Raw genomic sequence first — 19,378 nt, 5'->3', positions numbered from 1 at the left:
GGCGCGCGCCCCGGGACCCCGCCATACTAAGCGACCGCTCAGCGCCTCTCGGAGGGAACTCCGCTGGTCAGGGCGGGGTCCCCGGACACCCGTTCCCGGCGCGCGGGAGGCACCGCGGGCGCGAAGCGCACCTCCGTACCCCTGACAATGGTGCGGACCGTCTTCAGTACAGAGAAAGCGAAACCCCACCATGGACCTCGGCGTGCGCTGGAAGCTGCACGGTGACGGGAAGAGTCCCGCACCCGGAGCGGTGGTACGCCCCGACGAACGGCTGACCTGGCCGCGCACGGTGGGCCTGGGCGCCCAGCACGTCGTGGCGATGTTCGGCGCCTCCTTCGTCGCCCCCGTGCTCATGGGCCTGGACCCCAACCTGGCGATCATGATGTCGGGTGTGGCGACGGTGATCTTCCTGCTCGCCACGCGCGGCCGGGTCCCCAGCTACCTGGGCTGCTCGCTGTCCTTCGTGGGCGTCGCCGCGGTGATCCGCGCGGACGGCGGCAGCAGCGCGACCGTGACCGGCGCGATCCTCGTGGTCGGTGTGGTGCTGTTCCTGGTGGGTCTCGCCGTGCAGCGGTTCGGCGCGCGGATCATCCACGCCGCGATGCCGCCGATCGTCACGGGCGCCGTGGTCATGCTGATCGGCTTCAACCTGGCGCCGGTGACCGCGACGACGTACTGGCCGCAGGACCAGTGGACGGCGCTGCTGGTGATGCTGTTCACCGGGCTGGCCGTGGTCTGCCTGCGCGGTTTCTGGTCGCGCATCGCCATCTTCCTGGGCCTGGTCTTCGGCTACCTGATCTCCTGGATCTTCGACCTGACCCTCGGCAAGATCCACTCGGCGGACGCGAGCGGCAAGGTCACCGACCACTGGCGCCTGGACCTCTCCGGCGTCTCCAAGGCGGACTGGATCGGGCTGCCCGCCTTCCACGGACCGGCGTTCCAGTGGTCGGCGATCCTGGTCGCGCTGCCCGTGGTGATCGCGCTGGTCGCGGAGAACGCGGGCCACGTCAAGGCGGTGGGCGAGATGACCGGCGATTCGCTGGACGACAAGCTCGGCACCGCGATCTCGGCGGACGGTGTCGCCTCGGTGCTGTCCACCGCGGTGGGCGGCCCGCCGAACACCACCTACTCCGAGAACATCGGCGTGATGGCCGCGACCCGCGTCTACTCCACGGCCGCCTACTGGGCCGCGGCCTGCTTCGCCCTGCTGTTCGGCGTCTGCCCCAAGTTCGGCGCGGTGGTGGCCGCGATCCCCGGCGGCGTCCTCGGCGGCATCACGGTCATCCTGTACGGCATGATCGGCCTGCTCGGCGCCCAGATCTGGCTGCACGGCAAGGTGGACCTGCGCAATCCGCTGAACCTGGTCCCGGCGGCCGCGGGCATCATCATCGGCGTCGGCAACGTCACCATGAAGTTCACCGACACCTTCTCGCTGAGCGGCATCGCGCTGGGCACGCTGGTCGTCATCACCGGCTACCACGCCCTGCGCGCCTTCGCCCCGGCCCACCTGAAGACCCAGCAGCCGCTGCTGGACGAGGGCACCTCGTCGTACGACAAGCCGGCCGAGGGCCGCGCCGAGGGGTCCGGCACGCCGTAGCGGCGGGCGTACCGGCCCGGCGTTCGCTCGTTCCGGCGAAGCACCGGGCCGGTCGGCCCGCCGGCCGGTGCGCGGCTGCCACCCTTCCCCCATGGTGCTGCCGCGATACTCCACCACCCCCGTGGACGCCGTCCTGACCCGGATGCGCGCGCTCGACGCGGCGCTGCCCGAGCGGGACGGGGTCGCCGTGTTCAACCGGGTCTACCTCACCGTCACCGAGGAGGTGGACCGGCGGCTGGACGCCGGTCAGTTCCCGGACGCGTGCGCGGCGGCCGCGCTGGACGTCCGGTTCGCCGAGCGGTACCTCGCGGCGGTGGACGCGGTCGAGGACGACCGCCGTCCGCCCGCCTGCTGGCGCCCGCTGTTCCAGCTCCGCCGCCATCCCGGCGTACGGCCTCTGCAGTTCGCGCTGGCCGGTATCAACGCCCACATCGGGCACGACCTGGCGCTCGCCGTGGTGGACACCTGCCGGGCCCTGGGGTGTGCGCCGGCCGAGCTGGAGGACGAGTTCGACCGGGTGGGCGAGCTGCTGGCCGAGCTGGAGGAGCGCATCCGCGAGGATCTGATGCCGGGTCCCGACCTGCTCCAGATCGCCGACCCGATCACGCATCTGCTGGGCGCGTGGAGCCTGGAGCGGGCCCGCGACGCCACCTGGTCGGCGGCGCGGGTGCTGTGGGCGCTGCGCCGCTGCGGCGACATGGCCGAGGAGTTCACGGCCCGGCTGGACGCGGCGGTCGGCTTCGCCGGGCGGATGCTGCTCACCCCGCTCGGTGACTGAGGCGGCCCGAGCTGGACCGAGGTGGCCTGAAGTCACCCCATCGGGTGACCTGCGGAACAGGCGGGCGAGGGCCGCGCGTTGAAGGGGCATCCCGACGCGAAGGAGCACCGGTATGACGACCAGGCTCGGCCTCGGCCTTCCCCAGATGCGCCAGTACGACCTCGGCAGGGACGTGCCCGACGTGGCACGCGCCGCCGAGGAGATCGGTTACGACAGCCTGTGGGTCTTCGAGCGGGCCCTGGTCCCGGAGCCCGCCACCCAGGGGCTCTACGGCATACCGGGTGTGCCCTGGCCGGAGTACTACCGGGGCGTGGCCGACCCGCTGGTCACCCTCACCCTGGCCGCCACCGCGACCTCGCGGGCCGAGCTGGGCTCCAGCGTGCTGGTGGCCCCGCTGCACCTGCCGTTCCAGCTCGCCAAGTCGCTGGCCACGCTGGACGCGGTGAGCGGCGGCCGGGTCATCGCGGGCTTCGGCACCGGCTGGTCCCTGGACGAGTACGCGGCCTCGGGCGTGCTCCCCTTCGAGGAGCGCGGCACGGCGCTGGACGAGGTGATCGCGGTGTGCCGGGCCGTGTGGGGTCCCGATCCGGTCGTCCATCACGGCAAGACCACCGACATCGCCTCCGCGGTCGTCGGCCCGAAGCCGGTGCGGCCGGTCCCGGTCCTGCTGGCCGCGACCAACCGGCGGGCGATGCGGCGGCTGGTGGAGCGGGCCGACGGCTGGCTGCCGGGGGCCTACGGTCCCGAGCAGCTCGCCGCCCAGTGGCGCGACCTGCGGGAGCTGGCCGAGGAGAGCGGCCGTACGGAGCCGGTCCGCACCGTCATCAGGGTCAACGCGCGCGTGACCGCCAAGCCGCACACCGGGACGGACCGCCCGCTGTTCGAGGGCACCACCGACCAGATCGTGGCCGACGTCGCGGCCCACACCGGCATCGTCCCGGACGCGGAGGTACTCCTCGACGTCCAGAGCGAGGCGCGGGACGCGGCCGAGCTGAAGGACACCGCCGCCGAGCTGTACGAGAAGGCGCGGGCGGCCGGGGTCTGAAGCCCGGCCGCCCGCGCCCGCCCGAGCCCTCCGGCTCAGTCCTCGGGCAGCTCCACGGGCGCGATCTCGTCGTACACGTCGCCGGGGCCCGGGTTGGTCGGGTCGGTCTCGCCGCCGAAGTGCCGCATGACGCCCCAGACCGCGTTCAGCGCGGTCTGGACCGCGCCCTCGGCCCAGCCGGCCGTCCAGGAGATGTCGTCACCGGCGAGGAAGACGCCCCGCTTGTCCTCGGGCAGCCGGTCCTGCATGAAGTGCGTGAACAGGCGGCGCTGGTAGCGGTAGTGGCCGGGCAGGTTGGCCTTGAACGCGCCCATGAAGTAGGGCTCGTTCTCCCAGGAGACGGTCACCGGGTTGCCGATGATGTGCTTCCGGATGTCGACCTTCGGGTAGATCTCGCCGAGCGACTTCAGCATGACCTCCATCCGCTCGTTCGCGGACAGCGGCAGCCACTTCAGGCTGTCGTCGCACCAGGTGTAGGAGAGGCAGATGACGGCGGGCTTGTCCGGGCCCTCGTCCAGCAGATAGGTGCCGCGCGTCATCCGGTCGGTGAGCGTCATCGACATGACGTCCCGCCCGGTCTCCTCGTCCTTGTCCAGCCAGAACGGCCGGTCGACCGGCACGAAGAGCTTGGAGGACTCCATGTAGTGGGTGCGCTCGATCGCGGTCCAGTGGTCGATCGGGAAGAGCGAGTCGTCGCAGGCGATCTTGGAGAGCAGCATCCAGGACTGCGCGGTGAAGATGGCCGCCCGGTAGGTCCGGATGTCTCCGCCCGCGTCCGTGACCGTGATCCGGTTGCCGGAGGTGCGGTTCAGCCGGGTCACGGCGGGGCGGGGCTCGCCGTTCACGTGCAGGGAGGCCAGCGAGGTGCCGTAGGGCCAGTGGACGATCTTCTCCGGCTCGCGCTCCCACATGCGCAGCGGGAGCTGCTGGGAGCCGCCGACGATGCCCCGGTGGTGGTCGTCCGCCTCGGTGTAGACGACGCGCAGGATCTCCAGGATGGAGTTGGGGAAGTCGGTGTCCCAGCCGCCGGTGCCGAAGCCGACCTGGCCGAAGATCTCGCGGTGCCGGAAGGACTTGAACGCCTCGGAGTCGCAGAGGAAGCCGTAGAAGGTCTGGTTGTCGAGCTTCTCGACCAGCTGCGCCCAGATCTCGCGGATGCGCGGCACGTCACGCTCGCGCATGGCCCGGTTCATGTCGGAGAAGTCGGCGCCCTCCTCCAGGCACTTGCCCCAGGCGGCGGCGACGTCCCGGTAGACCTGCGGCAGGTCCTCGACGGTCTCCGCGTAGTGCGACTCGCCCTTGAGGTCGACGACGGTGGACGGCGTGCCCTCGGCCAGCGGGTTCGGGAAGGGCCGGGTGTGCAGGCCGACGAGGTCGATGTAGTGCTGGAGGGCCGTGGAGGACGGCGGGAAGCGCATCGCGCCCATCTCGGCGGTCAGCGACTCGTCGCAGCCCTCGAACCCGACGGTCCGCAGCCGGCCGCCGAGCTGGTCGGCCTCGTAGACGACGGGCTTGAGGCCCATCTTCATCAGCTCGTACGCGGCGACGATGCCGGACAGGCCGCCGCCGATCACGGCGACCTCGGTGCCGTGTTCGGTCGCCGGTATCTGGCCGAGCCCCGCCGGGTGGGCGAGGAAGTCGTCGTAGGCGTAGGGGAAGTCCGGGCCGAACATGGTGATCGGCGGCTGCTGCTCGTCGGCGTGCTCGACGGCGTTGGGCACCGTGGACGTCATGGGGTACGGACTCCTTGCGCGGAAGTACTGCGACGAACTGGGGGGAGGTTCAGGCGGTGAGCGAGCCGTACAGACCGGGGCGGCGGTCCTTCAGGTAGGGGTTGGCCTCGCGGCAGGCGGCCAGGAAGGCGGGGTCGGCGTCGGCGAACACCAGCTCGGCCGAGGCACGCCCGGCGCGGACGCGGGCCACCCCGTCGGGTCCGGCCAGCGTGGTGAGCCCGACGAACTCGAACTCCCCTTCCTGGCCGACCCGGTTGACGTAGGCCACGTACATCTGGTTCTCGAAGGCGCGCACCGGGATCATCGACTCCGGCACGAACTGGTACGGGTGCATCTGCGCGGTCGGCACGATCAGCAGGTCGGTGCCGGCCAGCGCGTGGGCGCGCACGTTCTCCGGGAACTCGACGTCGTAGCAGATCAGCAGGCCCACGGTGAGGCCGTGCAGCTCGGTCTGGACGACCTGCCGGCCGCCCGGTGTGAAGTGGTCGCGCTCGAAGCAGCCGAAGAGGTGGGTCTTGCGGTAGTTCGCGAGCCGGGCGCCCTCGGCCGAGATGATCTGGGCGGAGTTGTACACCGCTTCGCCGTCGCGCTCGGGGTAGCCGTAGGCGATGGCCAGGCCGTGCCGGGTGGCGATGTCGGCGACGGCGTCGGCCGAGTCGCCGTCGGCGGGCTCGGCGAGGTGCGGGATCTCGCCGCCGATCGCGTATCCGGTCAGGAACATCTCCGGTGCGGCCAGCAGCCCGGCGCCCGCCTCGGCGGCGCGGCCCGCGGCCTCGTCGAGGACCTTGAGGTTCTCGGCGACGGAACCGGGGCGGCCGGAGCTCTGGAGCAGGGCGGTGCGCATGGGTGTTCCTCACCGGGAAAAAGGGGGATTCGGGGGCATCGGGGAGCCAGTAAGACGGTACGGTCCGCGCGCTCACCCGGACAAGAAGCACCCGTTGCGCGCCGGTGCGCGGTTCGTTGCGTCGACGAGCCCCTGTACGGCGATTCATTGCGCGACCCACCGGTGCACGCGCGTAGAAAGCGGCTACAGCTCGCGCAGCCGCCGCACGATCTCCCGCAGCAGCTCCGGGTCGGCGGCGCCGTCGTGGACCGGGAGGCGGCGGGGCGCGTCGATGCGGATCAGCCCCTGTTCGGCCAGGTCACCGAGGAGGACGCGGACCACGGTGAGCGGCAGGTCGGCGTCGGCCGCCAGCTCGACGACGGGGCGCGGACCGCGCCGGACATGGCCGAGCAGCGCCGCGCGGGCGTGGTCGACACCGGGATGGTCCGGGCCGGACTCCAGCGCCGTGACCCGCGACATCAGGTCGATGGCGTGCCGTGCCGAGGGCCGGGTGCGGCCGCGGGTGACGGTGTAGGGGCGGACCATCGCCCCGGTGTCCTCCTCGTACCAGTACTCCTCGTCCACCGCCGGTCACGGCGCCGAGCGGGCCGCGGCGTCCAGATGACGGCCGAGGCGGCGGACGAGGAGGGCCATCTCGTGGGCCAGCTGCCCCACGTCGGTGCGGGCCTCGCACAGCACGGCGAGCCGGCTGCCGTGTCCGGCGGGGGTGATGAAGAGGTAGGCGTCCTCCAGCATGACCATGGTCTGCCGGACCTCGCCGGCCGCGAACCGCTCCCCCGCCGAGTCGGCGAGTCCCTGCAGGCCCGAGCAGACGGCGGACAGGTGCTCGATGTCGCGGCGGCGCATGCCGTCGGAGCTGCTGAGCGGCAGGCCGTCGGCGGTCAGGAGCACGGCCTGGCGGACGTGTTCGGTGCGCGAGACGAGGTCGTCGAGCAGCCAGCCCAGGTCGGTACCGGGCGCGCCCTCGGGCACGGCCGGGTTCTCCGGGTTCAGATCGTCACCGTACATCGTCGGTGTCCGTCCCTTCGTCTGCGTTGACGTCGGCGGGAATGCCGTTGCGGCCGTCGCTCAGGCCCCGCTGGAAGGCGGCGAACAGGGCGCGCATCTCCTCGGGGTCGGCCGCGCCGAGCGGGGTGTCGTCGGCGGGCGGCGGGTCGGCGCGGAGTTCCGGGGCGAGGGACGCCTGCCGGGTGCGGGTGGGCAGCGCGGCGGTGCCGGGAGTCACCGGTAGGGGCGTGCGCACCGGTCTGCGGGGGCTCGGGGGTGCGGGGGCCGGGCGGGCCGGAGCGGGTTCGACGGCCGCCAGTACCCCGGCGGGGATCAGCACCGTGGCGGTCGTGCCCCCGTAGGGGGATTCCCCGAGGCTGACCTCGATGCCGTGCCGGGCGGCGAGGCGGCCGACCACGTACAGGCCGAGCCGGTCGTGCCGGGTGGGGTCGAAGGCGTCGGGGTCGCGCAGGGTGCGTGCGGCCTCCTCGCGCTGTCCGGCGTCGAGCCCCAGGCCCCGGTCGTCGACGCGCAGGACGAGGCGGCCGTCCTCGTGTCCGGTGCGCAGGGTGACCTCGGTGTGCGGGGGTGAGAACAGGGTGGCGTTCTCCAGCAGTTCGGCCAGCAGGTGCACTACGTCAGCGACGGCGTCGGCCGCGATCCCGTCGCCCGGCATCGGCGGCACCACGACGCGGGTGTACGCCTCGATCTCGCTCACCGCCGAGGCGACCACGTCCGCCACCGGTACCGGTCCGCGCCAGCGGCGGCCGGGGGCGGCGCCGGAGAGGATGATCAGGCTCTCGGCGTGGCGGCGCATCCGGGTGGTGAGGTGGTCGATCCGGAACAGCTCGCCCAGCACGTCCGGGTCGTCGGTGCGCCGCTCCAGTGTGTCGACGAGCTTCAACTGCCGGTGCACGAGCGCCTGGTTGCGGCGCGCGATGTTGAGCAGGACCGCCGACAGACCCTGGCGCAGAGTGGCCTGGTGGACGGCGGCCTCCACGGCGGCGAGCCGGGCGGCGTTGAAGGAGCGGCCGACCTGTCCGATCTCGTCGTCGCCGGCTTCGCCGGCCGTGAGCGGCGGGGCCTCGGCGACCGCGTCGACCCGCTCCCCCGCGCTCAGCCGGCGCATCACGTCCGGGAGTTGGCGGGTGCTGAGCAGGTCGGCCGCGTCGCGCAGGTTCTCCAGCCGCCGGGAGACGCGCCGGGCACCGCGTACCGCGAGCCACAGGGAGAGGGCCGCGGCGGCGAGCCCGGCCGCGCCGACGACGGCCGCCTTGGTCAACTCCCGGTAGGCGAAGGCCCGTCCGCGTGCGGCGGAGTACTCGGCCGCGCGGGAGCACATCCGCATGTAGCTGTGCACGGCCCGGTCCGCGACCGACCGCCAGGTGTCGGCGGCGACGGCCTCGTCCGCGCCGCCGGCCCCGGCGGCGAGCAGCGCGTCCTCCGCGTGTTCCAGCGCCCGGTGCGGACCGTCGTCGCGGAACTCCTCGTACAGGGCGCGGGAGTCGGCGGGCAGGTCGGGGGCGTAGGTCCGCTCGAAGACCCGGCGGTCCTCGATGGTGGCGGTCAGCAGGGCGTACTGGGCCGGGGTGAGGGTGTCCGCGGCTCGCGCGCCGGCGACCAGGGCGTCCTCCCGGGAGACGAACTCCCTTACGCGCACCAGCTCGACGAGGATCTGCGCCTCGCGGGCGAGCTGTCCGGCCTGGAGCGCGGTGAGCGCGGACTGGACGGCGAAGCCGGGCTCGACGAGGGCGCTGTACTCGGTGACGGCCCGGTCCCAGACGATCCGCCGCGCCAGTACGTCCCGGCGCAGCGCCTCCAGTTTCCCGGTGGCCGTGACCACGGCGTCCAGGGCCCGCCGCTGCCGGGCGGTGAGCCGGTCCCGGTCGCCGCTCGCCATGGCCCGCCGCATCGCGGTGACCGCGCGGTCGGTACGACGCTGCTGGGCGAGAAGGGCGGCGGCCGGCGCGGTCGTACGCGGGCCGCCCAGATAGGCCGCGGACAGGCGGCGCTCGATCTGGATCTGTCCGACCGCGGTGTCCACGGGGGTGCCGTAGTCCTCGTACACCCCCTGGAGCCGGATCAGGGCCCGTAGTTCGCCGGTGACGGAGACCATGGCGAAGCTCCACAGCACCGTCAGGGCGAGAGCCGGGGCCAGGGCCAGGGCCACGATCCGGGCGCGGACGGTCCGGGGACGTCCGACGGGCCAACGCATGGATCACCTGCCGGTTACCAGTCGGTAGAAAGTGCCGGACAACCTACGGGACCGCTCCGTGGAGCGCAATGGTTACCGTAGGTAGCCCGACCATCCCCGCAGCCGGTCAGCCCGGCGCGCCCGAGGAGAAACGTCGCAGCAGCGGCGAGAGCACCAGAACCGACTTGGTGCGCTCCACGAACGGCTCGCCGGCGATCCGCTCCAGGACCCGCTCGAAGTGCCGCATGTCGGAGGCGAAGACCTGGGCGATGGCGTCCGCGTCCCCGGTGACGGTGGACGCGGCCACCACCTCCTGGTAGCGCTCCAGACCGCGCAGGATGGTCTCCGGCGAGGTGTTGCTGCGGCAGTAGATCTCGATGTACCCCTCGGTCTCCCAGCCGAGGGCCGCCGGGTCCACCCGGACGGTGAACCCGGTGATGGCCCCGGTGGCCCGCAGCCGGTCCACGCGCCGCTTCACGGCGGGCGCGGACAGGCCGACCAGTTGCCCGATGTCCGCGTAGGAGCGGCGGGCGTCCTCGGCGAGGGCGTGCACGATGCGTTCGTCGAGATCGTTCAGCACTGCGGGTGGTTCACTTTTCTGGGGGAGTTCTACGGTCGCCCGGCGACGGCGGTTTCCGCGTTCGCCATCCGGGACCGGCGATAGCCGTAACTGAAGTAGAACACGAGCCCGACGGCCATCCAGACTCCGAAGACCGCCCAGGTGACGGCGGAGAGGGAGGCCATCATCCACAGGCACAGCAGGAAGCCGATCGCGGGCATCACCGGAGCGAACGGAACCCGGAACGTGCGGCGCATGGCCGGGCGCGTCCGGCGCAGCACCACGACGGCGACGTTGACCAGCGCGAAGGCGAACAGTGTGCCGATGCTCGTGGCGTCGGCGAGCTGGCCGAGCGGGATCGCGGCGGCGAGGACACCGCAGAACAGCGAGACGATGACCGTGTTGGCGCGGGGCGTGCCGGTCTTCGGGTGGACCCGGGCGAACACCTTGGGCACCAGGCCGTCGCGGGCCATCGCGAACAGGATGCGGGTCTGGCCGTAGAGGACGGTCAGCACGACGCTGGCGATCGCGATGACGGCGCAGGCCGCCAGGAGCGTGCCCCAGAAGGTCTGCCCGGTGACGTCCTTCATGATCTCGGCGAGCGCGGCCTCCGAGTCGCCGAACTGCCGCCAGGGCTTGGCGCCGACGGCGACGGCCGCGACGAGGACGTACAGCGCGGTCACGATGACGAGCGAGAGCATGATCGCGCGCGGCAGGTCGCGCTGCGGGTCCTTGGCCTCCTCGCCGGCGGTGGAGGCGGCGTCGAAGCCGATGTAGGAGAAGAACAGGGTGGCGCCGGCCGCGCTGACGCCCGCCATGCCGAGCGGCATGAAGTGCTCGTAGTTGCCGGAGCGCAGGCCCTGGACCCCGATCGCGCAGAACAGCACCAGCGCGGCGATCTTCACGGCCACCATGATGGTGTTGGCGCGCGCCGACTCGCGGGCTCCGCCGAGCAGGAACGCCATCGCGAGCAGGACGACGATCAGCGCGGGCAGGTTGAAGATGCCGCCGTCCCCGGGCGGCGCGGAGAGCGCGTCCGGGATGGTGACGCCGATGGTGCCGTCGAGCAGCTCGTTCAGGTACTCGCCCCAGCCGACGGCGACGGCCGCGACGGAGACGCCGTACTCCAGGACCAGGCACCAGCCGCAGATCCAGGCGATCAGCTCGCCCATCGTCGCGTACGCGTACGAGTAGGAGGAGCCGGCGACCGGGATGGTGCCGGCCAGCTCCGCGTAGGAGAGGGCCGAGAACAGCGCCGTCAGGCCGGCGATGACGAAGGACAGGGTGACCGCGGGTCCGGCCTTGGGGACCGCCTCGCCGAGGACGACGAAGATGCCGGTGCCGAGCGTGGCACCGATGCTGATCATGGTGAGCTGCCACAGGCCGAGGGAGCGCCGCAGCGAGCCTCCCTCACCGTGTCCGCCCTCCTGCACCAGGCGTTCCACCGGCTTACGGCGCATGAGGCGCGCGCCGAGACCCGCGGAGAACGGGGCGGTGCCGGGTGGGGACTGCGAGGGTACGCCTTGGTCGAGCACGCGCTGGCTCCTTCATCGCTGCCGGTCGAAGAGGACGAGAACCGGCGGAACCCCTGACAGCCGGGACCCACCGAGCGGGGTCCCCGCCACGCCTGTGTACAGCGCCTGACCCTATGAGTTCGGGTTTCCCGGGCGTAATGCAGCAACCTTGCGCGTCTCCGCAAGATCGTTGCGTTCAGCGCATCCCGGCGCGAGATCGTTGCGCGCGGTGACGTCCGGGCGGCCGAGGAGCCTCGGGGACGGCCCCGCGCACGTACGGCCCCCGCTCCCGGCGAGGGGAGCGGGGGCCGTACCAGAGCGAGCGGGTGATCAGTTCCAGCTCGCGTGCAGGGGCATGCCCTCGGCGTAGCCGGCCGCGCTCTGGATGCCGACGATGGCCTTCTGGGCGAACTCCTCCAGCGAAGCGGCACCGGCGTAGGTGCAGGAGGAGCGGACGCCCGCGATGATCGAGTCGACCAGGTCCTCCACGCCCGGCCGGGCCCGGTCGAGGAACATGCGGGAGGTGGAGATGCCCTCCTCGAAGAGCGCCTTGCGGGCGCGGTCGTACGACGACTCCTCGGAGGTGCGGTTGCGCACCGCGCGGGCGGACGCCATGCCGAACGACTCCTTGTACAGGCGGCCGTCGGCGTCCTGCTGGAGGTCGCCGGGCGACTCGTAGGTGCCGGCGAACCAGGAGCCGACCATCACGTTGGAGGCACCGGCCGCGAGCGCCATGGCCACGTCGCGCGGGTGGCGGACACCGCCGTCGGCCCACACGTGCTTGCCGTGCTTCTTCGCCTCGGCCGCGCACTCCAGCACCGCGGAGAACTGCGGGCGGCCCACGCCGGTCATCATCCGGGTGGTGCACATGGCGCCCGGTCCGACGCCGACCTTGATGATGTCGGCGCCCGCCTCGATCAGGTCGCGGACGCCCTCGGCAGAGACGATGTTGCCCGCGACGATCGGCACCTGCGGGTCGAGGGCGCGCACGGTGCGGACCGCGCTGATCATCGACTCCTGGTGGCCGTGCGCGGTGTCGATGACCAGGGTGTCCACGCCCGCGTCGAGGAGCTGCTTGGCCTTGCCCGCCACGTCGCCGTTGATGCCCACGGCCGCCGCGATGCGCAGCTTGCCGTCGGCGTCCACGGCCGGGGTGTACAGGGTGGCGCGCAGGGCGCCCTTGCGGGTGAGGATGCCGGCCAGGCGGCCCTCGGCGTCCACGGCCGGGGCGTAGCGGCGGTTGGCCGCGTCCAGGATGTTGAACGCCTCGCGCGGGTCGATGCCGGCGTCCAGCAGCAGCAGGTCGCGGGACATGACCACTTCGAGCTGGGTGAAGCGGTCGACCCCGCTGAGGTCCTGGTCGGTGACGACACCGACGGGACGGTGGTCGGCGTCCACGACCACACCGGCGTTGTGGGAGCGCTTGGGCAGCAGGGCCAGCGCGTCGGCCACCGTCTGGTGGGGGGACAGCACGATCGGGGTGTCCAGCACGAGGTGGCGGCTCTTGACCCAGGAGACGACCTCGGTGACGACGTCGATCGGGATGTCCTGCGGGATGACCACCAGGCCGCCGCGCCGGGCCATCGTCTCCGCCATCCGGCGTCCCGCGACGGCGGTCATGTTGGCGACGACCAGCGGGATGGTGGTACCGGTGCCGTCGGGAGAGCCGAGGTCCACCGCCTGCCGGGAACCGACCGCCGATCGGCTCGGCACCATGAAGACGTCGTCGTACGTCAGGTCGTAGGCGGGCTGGATGTCATTGAGGAAACGCACGTGCCGCACATCCCAGTCGATCAGAGGTGACCCCCTGACGGGTGCGCCAGGGGGAAAGAGCACGTACTTCATTCTCCCATGCCAGGGCCCTGGTCATGCCCTCACGGAACCTCCAGGGACCCGCGGTCACAGCTCGGAGGTTCCTCCAAGGGCGAGCATCACGTCGAGGAACGAGGTGCGGTCCACCGCCTCGGAGAACACGTCCCGCGCGATGCGCCACTCCTGCCCGTTCAGCTCGGCGAACGGCTCCCAGTTCCGTACGACGATCAGCAGGCCGCGCTCGATGGCGGCCGGGGGCCAGACGGTGGTGTCGGTCAGGGAGTCCAGCAGGGCGTCCCAGTTGCGGCCGAACCAGTCGGGCAGGTTCAGGGCGGCCACCACCCGGTCCATCAGCCCGGCCTTGTCGCGGACCCCCTGGAGGTCGAGGGTGACCGCCACCCGGTCGACGAGGTCTTCGCTCATCTCAGCACCGCCCGGAACGAGTTGTAATGATCATCGGTGTAGTAGAACTCCCCGCCGTCACCGGTGACCATGCGCCGGGCGCCCCGGCCGCCGGAGCCGGGGGTGGGCACGGTGTACTCGTGGTAGTAACCGCGCTGGTGCCTGGGGAGACGGCCCTCGAAGTTCCCGAAGACGATCCCGTCCCGCGCGTACGGGTAGGGGCCGCCCTTGTCGATGAGGGCGAGGGTGCGCCGGGCCTCGACGGGCAGCCGGGGCTCGGGGACGGTGGCCATGCCCGCGGCCCAGGCCGGGACCGAGGCGGCGTTCCGGGAGGCGGCCGGGGGCTCGGTGGCCGCGTCCGTACCGGCGCAGCCGGCCAGCAGGGCACCGAGGACGGCCAGCACGCCGGCGAGCAGACGCGCCCGGCCGCCGCTTCTCTTCAGGATCTGGGGGACGGACCGCGACAGCATGCCGCAGATGCTGCCACGGCCCGCCCGCCGTGGCAGCGTTCCGCCGGATTCCGGCCTCGGACCCCGTGGGGACGCGAGCCCCCCGGGGGACGCGAGACCCCGGGGGGACTCAGACCCCGGGGGGACTCAGACCCCGTCGGGGTCGGCGCGGCTGAGCGCGGGCTTCGGCGCGGCACCCGCGGTGAGCAGGTAGTCCGCGGCCGAGGTGTCCGTCACCAGGCTGGTGACCAGCCCGGAGCGCAGCACCGCGTCGATCGCCGGGGCCTTGCGCTGCCCGCCCGCGATGGCCACGACCTCGGGGATACGGCGCAACTGGTCGGTCTTGACCGTGATGCACCGCTCGCCCAGGTCCCGTCCGATCCGGCGTCCGTCGGCGTCGAAGAGGTGCGCGGACATCTCGGCGGCGACGCCGAGCGAGGCGTAGTGCGCGCGCTCCTCGTCGCTGAGCATGTCGTGCACCGTGGAGATGCCTGGCTCCCAGGAACCGATGGAGACGCAGGCGACCGTGACCTTGTCGAAGTACTCGAAGGCGCGGGCGATCCCGGTCTGGTTGCGCAGGGCGGCGGCCGTGGCCTCGTCCGGCAGCAGCATCGGCGCGTAGATGGGGTGGGCGTCCCCGCCGGAGACCTGGGCGGCGCGGCGGACGGCCTCCACCGAGCCGCGCTCCGCGGTCCCGGCGTCGTACACGCCCGTCAGCTGCACCACCGTGCACGGCGGAAGCCGGTCGAGCGCGGCCGCCATGTGGATGGTGGAGCGGCCCCAGGCGAGGCCGAGGACATCACCCTCGTCGACGAGTTCACCGAGCAGGTCGGCGGCGACCTCGCCCAGGTTCTCCGGGTCGGGGGTCTCCTCGGCGTCGGCCGGGGACTCGACCACGACGGCGTGCCTGAGGCCGTACCGGGCCCGGAGCGCGTCCGAGCGCTCGGCGTCCAGCTCGGCCGGGACTCGGATCTCGATGCGGACGAGATCCCGTTCGAGGGCGGTCTCCAGGACCCGGGCCACCTTGAAGCGGCTGACGCCGAACTCCTCGGCGATCTGGATCTTGGACTTGCCCTCCAGGTAGAAGCGGCGGGCCATGGCCGCCGCCTGCACCAGCTCAGCGGGTCCCATCCGCATGGCTGACCGGCCCGCCGACATACCCGACACGGCGCTCTCCTCACTGCTGTTCACACTCTGGATTCGCCGTTCATCCTCGCAGATCCGGCGCCGTGAATCCGCCCTGATGGGCGGCCTTCTCTCAAGCGTTCACCTCGGCGTGGCTCAGTGGCCGCACGCCCAGGTCGAATCGGCGATCGCCCGGTCCGCCTTCGCGCGCAGCGCACGGACCGCCTCGGCGGGGTCCTCGGCCCCGTACACGGCCGATCCGGCGACGAAGACGTCCGCCCCCGCCTCGGCGCACCGCTCGATCGTCTCGGCCGAGACACCGCCGTCGACCTGGAGCCACATCTGCAGGCCGTGCTTGGCGATCAGCTCGCGGGTACGGCGGATCTTGGGCAGCGTGATGTCGAGGAACGCCTGCCCGCCGAAGCCCGGCTCGACCGTCATGATCAGCAGCATGTCCAGCTCGGGGAGCATGTCCTCGTACGCTTCGATCGGCGTCGCGGGCTTGAGGGCCATGGCGGCGCGGGCGCCCTTGGCGCGGATCTCGCGGGCGAGCCGGATGGGGGCGTGCGCCGCCTCGACGTGGAAGGTCACCGAGGAGGCTCCGGCCTCGACGTACTGCGGGGCCCAGCGGTCGGGGTCCTCGATCATCAGGTGGCAGTCCAGCGGGATGTCCGTGGCGCGGGCCAGGGACTCCACCACCGGGGTGCCGAGCGTGAGGTTCGGGACGAAATGGTTGTCCATGACGTCGACGTGGAGGTAGTCGGCCCCCTCGACCGCCTTCGCCTCGTCGGCGAGGCGGGCGAAGTCTGCGGACAGGATGCTGGGGTTGATCTGCGCGGCCATGGACCAAGCCTGCCATGCCCCTCCGGGGGGCGCGGCGTCGGCCCGGTGGAGGTGCGGTTGTTCTTCGGGTACCGGGCCGGTGGGGGTTGGTCGCGCAGTTCCCCGCGCCCCTGGGGTGGCTGCCCTGGGCGGGGTTTCAGCCGTGCCGCAAGTCCTTCATGCCGTGCGGCGGATCAGGGCCAGGTACATGGCGTCCGTGCCGTGTTTGTGGGGCCAGAGCTGGATGTCGGGGCCCTCGCCCAGGTCGGGGACGCCGGGGAGGAGGGGGCGGGCGTCGATCAGTTCGGCGTCGGGGTGCTGCTTCAGGAGGTCGGCCACCACGGCCCGGGTCTCCGCGAGGTGGGGGGAGCAGGTGGCGTAGCCGACCACTCCGCCCACGCGGACGGAGTCCAGGGCGGTGCGCAGGAGGGCTCGCTGGACCGGGGCGAAGTTCTCGAGGTCCTCGGGGCGGCGGCGCCAGCGGGCCTCGGGGCGGCGGCGCAGGGCGCCGAGGCCGGTGCAGGGGACGTCCATCAGGACGCGGTCGAAGGTTCCGGGGCGCCACGGCGGACGGGTGCCGTCGGCGGTGATCACCTGGTACGGGCCGGGGTTGCCGGCCAGCGCCTTGGCCACCAGGCCCGCTCGGTGCGGCTGCTTCTCGGAGGCGACCAGGGTGGCACCGCGCTGGGCGGCCAGGGCGGCCAGCAGCGCGGCCTTGCCGCCGGGGCCGGCGCAGCCGTCGAGCCACTTCTCGTCGGGACCGTCCAGGGGCGCGTCGGCGAGGGCGAGGGCGACCAGCTGGCTGCCCTCGTCCTGCACACCGGCCCGCCCCTCGCGCACGGCCTCCACCGCGCCCGGTTCGCCGCCCTCGGTGAGGCGTACCGCGTACGGGGACCAGTTGCCGGCCACGGCCGCGTCCTCGGTCAGCAGTTCCTCGGCGGTGGACCGGCCGGGCCGCGCGACGAGGGTGACCTCGGGACGCTCGTTGTCCGCCGCGAGGAGTTCCTCGATGCCGGCGCGGCCGCCGCCGAGGGAGTCCCACAGCGCGGAGACGACCCAGCGGGGGTGGGAGTGGACGACGGCGAGGTGGTCCTCGGGGTCCTCCTCGTAGGACGGCGCGACCCGCTCCAGCCAGCCGTCCAGGTCGTGCTGGGTGATCTTGCGCAGCACGGCGTTGACGAACTTGGCCCGGCCGTCGCCGAGCACCACCCGCGCCAGCTCGACCGAGGCGGAGACGGCGGCGTGGGTGGGGATGCGCGTACCGAGCAACTGGTGCGCGCCGAGGCTCAGTACGTCGAGCACCGGCGGGTCCACCTCGCGCAGCGGGCGGTCCACGCACTCGGCGATGATCGCGTCGTACGTGCCCTGGCGGCGCAGCGTGCCGTAGACCAGCTCGGTGGCGAGGGCGGCGTCCCGTGCGTCGAAGTCCCCGTTCTCCCGCGCCTTGCGCAGCAGCGGGGGCAGCACGAGGTTGGCGTAGGCGTCCCGTTCGTCCACCGCGCGCAGCGCCTCGAAGGCGAGGATGCGGACGGGGTCCTTCTGGGGGCGCCGGTAGGGCTTGGCGGGCCGGTGCGGCCGACGGGACTGCTCGCTCACGGGAAAGGTGCTCCGGATGTGGTCAAGGGGGTGCGGTCACCAGCGTACGTCGGCGGACCGTCACCCCCCACTCGCGGGGTGTCAGCCGCCGAGCGCCTCGCCCTCGGCGATCCGCGCCCCGCGCGCCCAGTCGGCGGCCCGCATCGGCTTCTTGCCCTGCGCCTGCACCCAGAGCAGTTCGACCGCGTACGAACCCGTGCCCACGTGCACGCTGTTCTTGCCGACGGCGAGCCTGCCGGGCGCGAGGTCCGTCCGCTCGGGCACCGGCGCGACCTGCACGAGCTTGAGCCGCTCGCCCCGGAACACGGTCCACGCGCCGGGGGCGGGCGTGCAGCCGCGCACCACCCGGTCGACGCGCAGCGCGGGCGCCGCCCAGTCGACCTTGGCGTCCTCGACCGTGATCTTCGGCGCGAGCGTGATGCCCTCGGCGGGCTGCGGTACGGCCTTGAGGGTGCCGTCCGCGATGCCGTCCATGGTGGCCGCCAGCAGCCCGGAGCCGGCGAAGGCGAGCCGGGTGAGCAGGTCGCCGCTGGTGTCGGTGGGCCGGATCTCCTCGGTGACGGTGCCGTAGACCGGGCCGGAGTCCAGGCCCTCCTCGATGAGGAAGGTGGAGGCGCCGGTGATCTGGTCGCCGGACATGATCGAGTGCTGCACGGGCGCGGCTCCGCGCCAGGCGGGCAGCAGCGAGAAGTGCAGGTTGACCCAGCCGTGGACGGGGATGTCGAGGGCGACGCGGGGCAGCAGGGCGCCGTAGGCGACGACCGGGCAGCAGTCCGGGCCGATCTCCCGCAGCCGCTCCAGGAAGGCCGGGTCGCGCGGACTGGCCGGCTTCAGCACCTCGATCCCGGCCTCCTCCGCCCGCTGGGCCACGGGCGACGCGACCAGCCTGCGGCCCCGCCCGGCGGGCGCGTCGGGCCGGGTGACGACAGCGGCCACCTCGTGCCGACCGGAGTCGATCAGAGCGTCCAGAGCGGGAACGGCGACCTCTGGGGTACCGGCGAAGACGAGCTTCATGGTCAGGAACGAGCCTCTCGGACGACGGCGGACGGCAGCGGACCAGTCTATGACTGCCGGCGGACGCCGGACTGCCCGCCCGCGGACGCCGGGCTGTCCGGCCGCCTCGGCCACCCACCCGGCCCGAGGCAGACGGCCATCAGCCCCCACATGTCGTCCAGCCTCTCCCCGCCGACGGCGAACGAGCGGTGCGCGGGTGGGGGACCCCGGCGTACAGACACACCCCGCGCGCCCCCACCCCGTGACCAGCGGAGCGCCCACGCGTTGGTCAAGAGAGAGTTGACCACTTCGGGCCGCTTCGGCCGCCCACTTCCTTTCAACGCCGGTTCGAGAGGCTTGTTCATGGCCGACCACGCAACGCACGACGCCCAGGCCCGTGCCAGCCTGCACTTGCTGGTGCGCGACATCGAGCGGGTCCGCCGGCAGGTGGACGCGCTGCGCACCCTCACCGCCCAGCTCGGCAACGTCTACCGTCCCCGCCGCTCCGGCCCGTCCACCGGCTTCGTCGTCTACGGACGCGCCCCGGCCCCGACGGTCCGCCTCGCCCAGGAACTCCGGGACAGCGTCGAGACCCTGGTGACGGCGGCCGTGGACTTCGACCGTTCGCTCGGCTTCTCGTGGGACGCGGTGGGCTCCGCGCTCGGCGTCACCAAGCAGGCCGTGCACCGCCGTTACGGCGCCCGCCGGGCCGCCGCCCAGGCCGCGGCCGAGGCCGAGCGGGCCGGCGAGCCCTCGGGCACCCGCACCATCAACACCGGCGTGCCGACCGTCCCCGCGGCCCGCTCCATGCCGACCCAGCCGACCTCGGGCAGCCCCACCCTCCGCGACGACCCGAGGCCCCCCGCCTTCCCCGGCCCCCGCAGCGGCTGACCGCCCGACCCGCGCCCTCCCGGCAACCGACCGGGAG

Annotated in this window: 18 protein-coding genes; 4 read left to right on the top strand and 14 right to left on the bottom strand. The window is 72.8% G+C overall.

The annotated features are described in order from the left end of the window. Positions 1 to 190 precede the first annotated feature (190 nt). The 3 genes from EV284_RS30740 to EV284_RS30730 all read left to right on the top strand — a co-directional run bounded on the left by EV284_RS30740 (position 191) and on the right by EV284_RS30730 (position 3,420). Positions 191 to 1,597: a solute carrier family 23 protein gene (locus tag EV284_RS30740; RefSeq protein ID WP_130339933.1), complete on the top strand. Its 1,407-nt coding sequence runs from the start codon at positions 191 to 193 to the stop codon at positions 1,595 to 1,597. 91 nt (positions 1,598 to 1,688) lie between these two features. Next, complete coding sequence (locus tag EV284_RS30735; protein WP_130339931.1) at positions 1,689 to 2,375, top strand: DUF5995 family protein; 687 nt, start codon at positions 1,689 to 1,691, stop codon at positions 2,373 to 2,375. Between the two features lie 112 nt (positions 2,376 to 2,487). Next, positions 2,488 to 3,420, top strand: coding sequence for an LLM class F420-dependent oxidoreductase (locus EV284_RS30730; protein ID WP_130339929.1), 933 nt, complete (start codon positions 2,488 to 2,490; stop codon positions 3,418 to 3,420). A gap of 35 nt (positions 3,421 to 3,455) precedes the next feature. On the opposite strand, the gene EV284_RS30725 is transcribed toward EV284_RS30730, so the two are convergent. The 14 genes from EV284_RS30725 to fmt all read right to left on the bottom strand — a co-directional run bounded on the left by EV284_RS30725 (position 3,456) and on the right by fmt (position 18,471). Then, positions 3,456 to 5,153 (bottom strand): NAD(P)/FAD-dependent oxidoreductase, encoded by a 1,698-nt coding sequence (locus EV284_RS30725; protein WP_130339927.1) that lies wholly within the window; start codon positions 5,151 to 5,153, stop codon positions 3,456 to 3,458. Positions 5,154 to 5,202: 49 nt separating this feature from the next. After that, entirely contained in the window at positions 5,203 to 5,997 is a 795-nt protein-coding gene (locus EV284_RS30720; protein WP_130339925.1) for a carbon-nitrogen hydrolase family protein, read from the bottom strand. 183 nt (positions 5,998 to 6,180) lie between these two features. After that, a complete protein-coding gene (locus EV284_RS30715; protein WP_242625872.1) occupies positions 6,181 to 6,561 on the bottom strand; it encodes a DUF742 domain-containing protein in 381 nt (126 codons plus the stop codon). A gap of 6 nt (positions 6,562 to 6,567) precedes the next feature. Then, positions 6,568 to 7,005 (bottom strand): roadblock/LC7 domain-containing protein, encoded by a 438-nt coding sequence (locus EV284_RS30710; RefSeq protein WP_086693336.1) that lies wholly within the window; start codon positions 7,003 to 7,005, stop codon positions 6,568 to 6,570. Continuing rightward, complete coding sequence (locus EV284_RS30705; RefSeq protein WP_130339923.1) at positions 6,995 to 9,199, bottom strand: nitrate- and nitrite sensing domain-containing protein; 2,205 nt, start codon at positions 9,197 to 9,199, stop codon at positions 6,995 to 6,997. Before EV284_RS30705 ends, EV284_RS30710 begins: the two co-directional genes overlap by 11 nt. 106 nt (positions 9,200 to 9,305) lie before the next feature. Beyond that, positions 9,306 to 9,758, bottom strand: coding sequence for an Lrp/AsnC family transcriptional regulator (locus EV284_RS30700; protein ID WP_030810550.1), 453 nt, complete (start codon positions 9,756 to 9,758; stop codon positions 9,306 to 9,308). A gap of 29 nt (positions 9,759 to 9,787) precedes the next feature. Further along, positions 9,788 to 11,272 carry an amino acid permease gene (locus tag EV284_RS30695; protein ID WP_130339921.1) on the bottom strand — a complete coding sequence of 495 codons (1,485 nt, stop codon included), beginning with the start codon at positions 11,270 to 11,272 and terminating at the stop codon, positions 9,788 to 9,790. Between the two features lie 309 nt (positions 11,273 to 11,581). Continuing rightward, on the bottom strand, positions 11,582 to 13,024 hold the full coding sequence (locus EV284_RS30690) for a GuaB1 family IMP dehydrogenase-related protein (protein ID WP_165425683.1): 1,443 nt from the start codon (positions 13,022 to 13,024) through the stop codon (positions 11,582 to 11,584). A 126-nt stretch (positions 13,025 to 13,150) separates the two neighbouring features. Next, the gene (locus EV284_RS30685; RefSeq protein ID WP_130339917.1) at positions 13,151 to 13,486 is read right to left on the bottom strand and encodes a barstar family protein; all 336 of its coding nucleotides are present in this window, start codon (positions 13,484 to 13,486) and stop codon (positions 13,151 to 13,153) included. Beyond that, positions 13,483 to 13,935, bottom strand: a complete 453-nt coding sequence (locus EV284_RS30680) for a ribonuclease domain-containing protein (protein ID WP_130339915.1) — start codon at positions 13,933 to 13,935, stop codon at positions 13,483 to 13,485. Before EV284_RS30680 ends, EV284_RS30685 begins: the two co-directional genes overlap by 4 nt. Before the next feature lie 126 nt (positions 13,936 to 14,061). Beyond that, positions 14,062 to 15,105, bottom strand: coding sequence for a sugar-binding domain-containing protein (locus EV284_RS30675; protein WP_030810559.1), 1,044 nt, complete (start codon positions 15,103 to 15,105; stop codon positions 14,062 to 14,064). 90 nt (positions 15,106 to 15,195) lie between these two features. Further along, a complete protein-coding gene (rpe, locus tag EV284_RS30670) occupies positions 15,196 to 15,882 on the bottom strand; it encodes a ribulose-phosphate 3-epimerase (RefSeq protein WP_130339913.1) in 687 nt (228 codons plus the stop codon). Positions 15,883 to 16,038: 156 nt separating this feature from the next. Next, the gene (locus tag EV284_RS30665; RefSeq protein WP_130339911.1) at positions 16,039 to 17,457 is read right to left on the bottom strand and encodes a transcription antitermination factor NusB; all 1,419 of its coding nucleotides are present in this window, start codon (positions 17,455 to 17,457) and stop codon (positions 16,039 to 16,041) included. Between the two features lie 81 nt (positions 17,458 to 17,538). Beyond that, complete coding sequence (fmt, locus tag EV284_RS30660) at positions 17,539 to 18,471, bottom strand: methionyl-tRNA formyltransferase (protein WP_130339909.1); 933 nt, start codon at positions 18,469 to 18,471, stop codon at positions 17,539 to 17,541. A gap of 342 nt (positions 18,472 to 18,813) precedes the next feature. On the opposite strand from fmt, the gene EV284_RS30655 reads away from it, so the two are divergent. Next, on the top strand, positions 18,814 to 19,341 hold the full coding sequence (locus tag EV284_RS30655; protein WP_130339907.1) for a hypothetical protein: 528 nt from the start codon (positions 18,814 to 18,816) through the stop codon (positions 19,339 to 19,341). Positions 19,342 to 19,378 lie beyond the last annotated feature (37 nt).

Source organism: Streptomyces sp. BK022, assembly GCF_004217355.1.
Lineage (GTDB): Bacteria > Actinomycetota > Actinomycetes > Streptomycetales > Streptomycetaceae > Streptomyces > Streptomyces griseoluteus.
Note: the sequence above shows the minus strand (reverse complement) of the source record. Positions and strands in the feature narration are given on the sequence as shown.

Excerpts from the sequence above, each read along its gene's own strand:
- EV284_RS30735 (WP_130339931.1), top strand. The coding sequence starts at position 1,689 with ATGGTGCTGCCGCGATACTCCACCACCCCCGTGGACGCCGTCCTGACC.
- EV284_RS30725 (WP_130339927.1), bottom strand. The coding sequence starts at position 5,153 with ATGACGTCCACGGTGCCCAACGCCGTCGAGCACGCCGACGAGCAGCAG.
- EV284_RS30730 (WP_130339929.1), top strand. The coding sequence starts at position 2,488 with ATGACGACCAGGCTCGGCCTCGGCCTTCCCCAGATGCGCCAGTACGAC.
- fmt (WP_130339909.1), bottom strand. The coding sequence starts at position 18,471 with ATGAAGCTCGTCTTCGCCGGTACCCCAGAGGTCGCCGTTCCCGCTCTG.
- EV284_RS30685 (WP_130339917.1), bottom strand. The coding sequence starts at position 13,486 with ATGAGCGAAGACCTCGTCGACCGGGTGGCGGTCACCCTCGACCTCCAG.
- EV284_RS30740 (WP_130339933.1), top strand. The coding sequence starts at position 191 with ATGGACCTCGGCGTGCGCTGGAAGCTGCACGGTGACGGGAAGAGTCCC.
- EV284_RS30720 (WP_130339925.1), bottom strand. The coding sequence starts at position 5,997 with ATGCGCACCGCCCTGCTCCAGAGCTCCGGCCGCCCCGGTTCCGTCGCC.
- EV284_RS30710 (WP_086693336.1), bottom strand. The coding sequence starts at position 7,005 with ATGTACGGTGACGATCTGAACCCGGAGAACCCGGCCGTGCCCGAGGGC.
- EV284_RS30655 (WP_130339907.1), top strand. The coding sequence starts at position 18,814 with ATGGCCGACCACGCAACGCACGACGCCCAGGCCCGTGCCAGCCTGCAC.
- EV284_RS30680 (WP_130339915.1), bottom strand. The coding sequence starts at position 13,935 with ATGCTGTCGCGGTCCGTCCCCCAGATCCTGAAGAGAAGCGGCGGCCGG.
- rpe (WP_130339913.1), bottom strand. The coding sequence starts at position 15,882 with ATGGCCGCGCAGATCAACCCCAGCATCCTGTCCGCAGACTTCGCCCGC.
- EV284_RS30705 (WP_130339923.1), bottom strand. The coding sequence starts at position 9,199 with ATGCGTTGGCCCGTCGGACGTCCCCGGACCGTCCGCGCCCGGATCGTG.